The sequence below is a fragment of the Streptococcus sp. HMSC077D04 genome (genome assembly GCF_001808785.1).
Lineage (GTDB): Bacteria > Bacillota > Bacilli > Lactobacillales > Streptococcaceae > Streptococcus > Streptococcus mitis_BX.
Genome location: NZ_KV794462.1, coordinates 1 through 4,032, shown reverse-complemented (window position 1 = coordinate 4,032; position 4,032 = coordinate 1). Strand labels below are relative to the sequence as shown.

The window sequence follows — 4,032 nt, the reverse complement described above, 5'->3', positions numbered from 1 at the left end:
TAGTTTGCTCTTTGATTTTCATTGAGTATTAGCTACGAAGCAATTCATAAGAAACACAAAAGGAGGGAATGCCTATCCCTCCTTTTTATGATATTCACTTCTAAATAGATTTGAGCTCTCCTAACTTATATGATAAAATAAGACTAGAAAAAGGAGAAGAACATGATCGATGTAGAAGAAATTCTGAGCAAGATGAACCCCAATCAGAAGATTAATTATGACCGTGTCATGCAGAAGATGGTACAAGTATGGGAGAAAAATGAGCAACGGCCGACCATTCTCATGCATGTTTGCTGCGCCCCTTGCAGTACCTATACCCTAGAATATCTGACCAAATACGCTGATGTGACCATCTATTTTGCCAATTCTAATATCCATCCCAAGGCAGAATATCATAAACGGGCCTATGTTACTAAGAAATTTGTAAGTGATTTCAATGAGCGGACAGGAAATACGGTCCAGTACCTAGAAGCTCCCTACGAACCAAATGAATACCGTAAGTTAGTCAGAGGACTGGAAGAAGAACCAGAAGGTGGCGACCGTTGCAAGGTTTGTTTTGACTACCGACTGGATAAGACAGCCCAAGTGGCTATGGATTTGGGTTTTGACTACTTTGGTTCAGCCTTGACCATTAGTCCTCATAAGAATTCTCAAACCATCAACAGCATCGGAATCGATGTGCAAAAGATTTATACAACCCACTATCTTCCAAGTGATTTCAAGAAAAATCAGGGTTACAAACGTTCAGTAGAGATGTGTGAAGAGTATGATATCTATCGTCAATGTTATTGTGGATGCGTCTATGCAGCCCAAGCCCAGAATATTGACCTGGTTCAAGTTAAGAAGGACGCCACAGCGTTCATGCTTGATAAGGATGTTGAAAAAGACTACTCCCACATCAAATTTACTGTTACGAAATTAGATATATAGAAATCACCCCAGCTGAAAAGCTGGGTTTTTCAAATAAAAAAACCAGGGCTTACACCCCAGTTTGACAACTTTACCGATTCTTTAGTTCTACATAGCGCTTGTACCAAATATTTACATAGGCTTCTGAGAAAGGACCACGTCCATTGTTAATCCAATCAACAAGAATTTTGACATGTTCTTTTAAAATATAGTCCAAGTCATCAGAATAATTCATTTTGCGTTTGTGACGCTCATACTCCTCAACATCTAAGAGACGTTTTTCCCCATCTGTAAAAATTTTAACATCCAAATCGTAATCAATATACTTCAGTGCTTCTTCATCCAGATAGTAGGGGCTAGCCATATTGCAATAGTAGGAAATTCCATTATCGCGAATCATGGCAATGATATTAAACCAATATTTCTTGTGAAAGTAAACAATAGCCGGTTCTCGAGTGACCCAACGACGACCATCACTTTCGGTAACCAGTGTGTGATCGTTGACACCAATAATGGCGTTTTCTGTTGTTTTTAGTACCATGGTGTCCCGCCAAGTTCGGTGGAGACTCCCATCATGCTTATAACTTTGAATTGTAATAAAGTCGCCTTCTTTTGGAAGCTTCATAACTAACCAACTTTCTACAATTTATAAGTTTATCGTTTACTATTGTACCATAAAATTACCTAAAATCTGTGAATTTTACATGAAAATATTAAAGATATTCTCTGAGAGCGCTTGCTATATCCGAAAAATCGTAGCCCTTTCGTGTTAAAACTTGGGTTAAACGCTGTTTAAGTTCGTATCCTTCATATTTTCGGGAATACTTGGCATATTGCTTATCGAGTTCCTTGAAGATGAGTTCCTGAGTCGTTTCTTGGTCAACTTGACTATCCAACTGGTCAAAGGCACTTTTAGCATCAGAATAGGAAAAACCCTTGTTGGTCAGATTTTGGATAATCTTATCTTGTAAAGCACGAGCTGGAAGTTTTCCCTCATATTTTTTCAATAGTTTATTAGCTACACGTTGAGCAACTTCCGAAAAATCAAATTCTTTCAAAATCTCTTCTATAGTAGATTTTGAAATTCCTTTTTGTGCTAATTTTTGAGTCAGTACATAAGGCCCCTTGTCTCCTGAAAGTTGGTTGGCATTTATGATAGCGTAGGTGTACTGACCATCATTAATCCAATTATCCTCTTTAAGATTAGCAATGACTTGAGAAACGATGTTTTCATCAATATCGTATTTTTTCAGATATTCACTCACTTCTTTTTCAGTGCGAGCTTTAAAGGATAGGTGGTAGAGAGCTAGATTCTTACCATAAGAAAATTGAGCAAAGACCTGTATCTCTTTTAATTCTTCTTGGCTTATCATCTTATCTCTTGATAACATAAAACGAACAATCGTGTCTTCGGTGATATAGCATTTGTCGTCATTATCAAGCTCCATCAGATAGAGTCTTTTTTTCTTTTCAAGTTTTGTGATTTTCATAGTTCTATTATAACTCAAAATGTGATAAGATAGGGGTATGAATCTGAAAGTGAAACAAAAAATACCATTAAAAATCAAGCGCATGGGAATTAATGGTGAGGGAATTGGCTTTTATCAAAAAACATTAGTCTTTGTGCCTGGTGCTCTCAAAGGAGAAGATATCTATTGTCAGATTACTTCTATTAAACGTAACTTTGTTGAAGCAAAATTACTAAAGGTTAACAAGAAGTCTAAATTTCGAGTTGTGCCAGCTTGTACTATTTACAATGAGTGCGGAGGCTGTCAAATTATGCACCTGCATTATGATAAGCAGCTGGAGTTCAAGACGGACTTGCTTCATCAAGCGCTAAAAAAATTCGCTCCTGCAGGGTATGAAAATTATGAAATTCGTCCAACGATTGGAATGCAGGAACCAAAGTACTACCGTGCTAAGCTACAATTTCAGACTCGAAAATTTAAGAATCAGGTCAAGGCGGGCTTGTATGCACAAAACTCTCACTATCTAGTAGAGTTGACAGACTGCCTGGTACAAGACAAGGAAACTCAAGTGATTGCTAATCGCCTAGCAGAATTACTTACTTATCACCAGATTCCAATCACGGATGAGAGAAAAGTTCTAGGTGTTAGAACTATTATGGTTCGACGAGCTAGAAAGACTGGACAGGTTCAGATTATTATTGTTACAAACCGTCAGCTTAATTTAACCCAACTGGTAAAAGACTTGGTTAAAGATTTTCCAGAGGTTGTGACAGTAGCTGTAAATACAAATACAGCTAAAACCAGTGAGATTTATGGCGAAAAGACAGAGATTATCTGGGGACAAGAGAGTATTCAAGAAGGTGTACTCGATTATGAATTTTCACTATCCCCTCGAGCTTTCTATCAACTAAATCCTGAACAAACAGAAGTCCTCTATAGCGAGGCAGTAAAAGCGCTGGATGTTGCTAAAGAAGACCATTTGATTGACGCTTATTGTGGAGTTGGAACGATTGGATTTGCCTTTGCAAAGAAAGTTAAAACACTCAGAGGTATGGATATTATTCCAGAAGCCATTGAAGATGCTAAGCGAAATGCTAAAAGAATGGGATTTGATAATACTCATTATGAAGCTGGAACAGCAGAAGAGGTTATTCCTCGTTGGTACAAGGAAGGCTACCGAGCAGATGCTTTAATTGTTGACCCTCCACGTACAGGTCTGGATGATAAGTTATTAGATACTATTCTTACCTATGTACCAGAAAAAATGGTCTATATTTCTTGCAATGTTTCGACCTTGGCTCGTGATTTGGTGAGGTTAGTAGAAGTCTATGATCTCCATTATATCCAGTCGGTCGATATGTTCCCACATACAGCTCGAACGGAAGCTGTTGTAAAATTAATAAAAAAAGTTTAAAAAAGTAGTTGACAAAGTTAGAAAAGTGGGTATAATAGTAAGAGTTGAAAATAACAACTCAGGTCCGTTGGTCAAGGGGTTAAGACACCGCGTTTTCACGGCGGTAACACGGGTTCGAATCCCGTACGGACTATGGTATGTTGCGGTTGGAAACACTTGATGAAAAAAAGTTCAAAAAGTTTCAAAAAAGTGTTGACAAGAAAAAGCAGCTGTGATATACTAATATAGTTGTCACTTGAG

At 37.7% G+C, this 4,032-nt stretch carries 4 protein-coding genes and 1 tRNA gene; 3 read left to right on the top strand and 2 right to left on the bottom strand.

The annotated features are described in order from the left end of the window. The first annotated feature begins 162 nt into the window (after positions 1-162). The gene (locus HMPREF2701_RS00390) at positions 163-930 is read left to right on the top strand and encodes an epoxyqueuosine reductase QueH (RefSeq protein ID WP_000567569.1); all 768 of its coding nucleotides are present in this window, start codon (positions 163-165) and stop codon (positions 928-930) included. 70 nt (positions 931-1,000) lie between these two features. Here the strand turns inward: HMPREF2701_RS00390 and HMPREF2701_RS00385 are convergent, their stop codons facing one another. After that, the gene (locus HMPREF2701_RS00385; RefSeq protein WP_000775316.1) at positions 1,001-1,534 is read right to left on the bottom strand and encodes a nucleoside tri-diphosphate phosphatase; all 534 of its coding nucleotides are present in this window, start codon (positions 1,532-1,534) and stop codon (positions 1,001-1,003) included. An 88-nt stretch (positions 1,535-1,622) separates the two neighbouring features. Further along, positions 1,623-2,399, bottom strand: coding sequence for a recombination regulator RecX (recX, locus tag HMPREF2701_RS00380; protein WP_070481764.1), 777 nt, complete (start codon positions 2,397-2,399; stop codon positions 1,623-1,625). A gap of 37 nt (positions 2,400-2,436) precedes the next feature. Here recX and rlmD point away from each other — a divergent pair, with 37 nt between their 5' ends. Then, a complete protein-coding gene (rlmD, locus tag HMPREF2701_RS00375) occupies positions 2,437-3,792 on the top strand; it encodes a 23S rRNA (uracil(1939)-C(5))-methyltransferase RlmD (RefSeq protein ID WP_070481762.1) in 1,356 nt (451 codons plus the stop codon). 61 nt (positions 3,793-3,853) lie between these two features. Beyond that, a tRNA-Glu gene (locus tag HMPREF2701_RS00370) sits at positions 3,854-3,925 on the top strand. Positions 3,926-4,032: the final 107 nt, after the last annotated feature.

Excerpts from the sequence above, each read along its gene's own strand:
- HMPREF2701_RS00385 (WP_000775316.1), bottom strand. The coding sequence starts at position 1,534 with ATGAAGCTTCCAAAAGAAGGCGACTTTATTACAATTCAAAGTTATAAG.
- HMPREF2701_RS00390 (WP_000567569.1), top strand. The coding sequence starts at position 163 with ATGATCGATGTAGAAGAAATTCTGAGCAAGATGAACCCCAATCAGAAG.
- rlmD (WP_070481762.1), top strand. The coding sequence starts at position 2,437 with ATGAATCTGAAAGTGAAACAAAAAATACCATTAAAAATCAAGCGCATG.
- recX (WP_070481764.1), bottom strand. The coding sequence starts at position 2,399 with ATGAAAATCACAAAACTTGAAAAGAAAAAAAGACTCTATCTGATGGAG.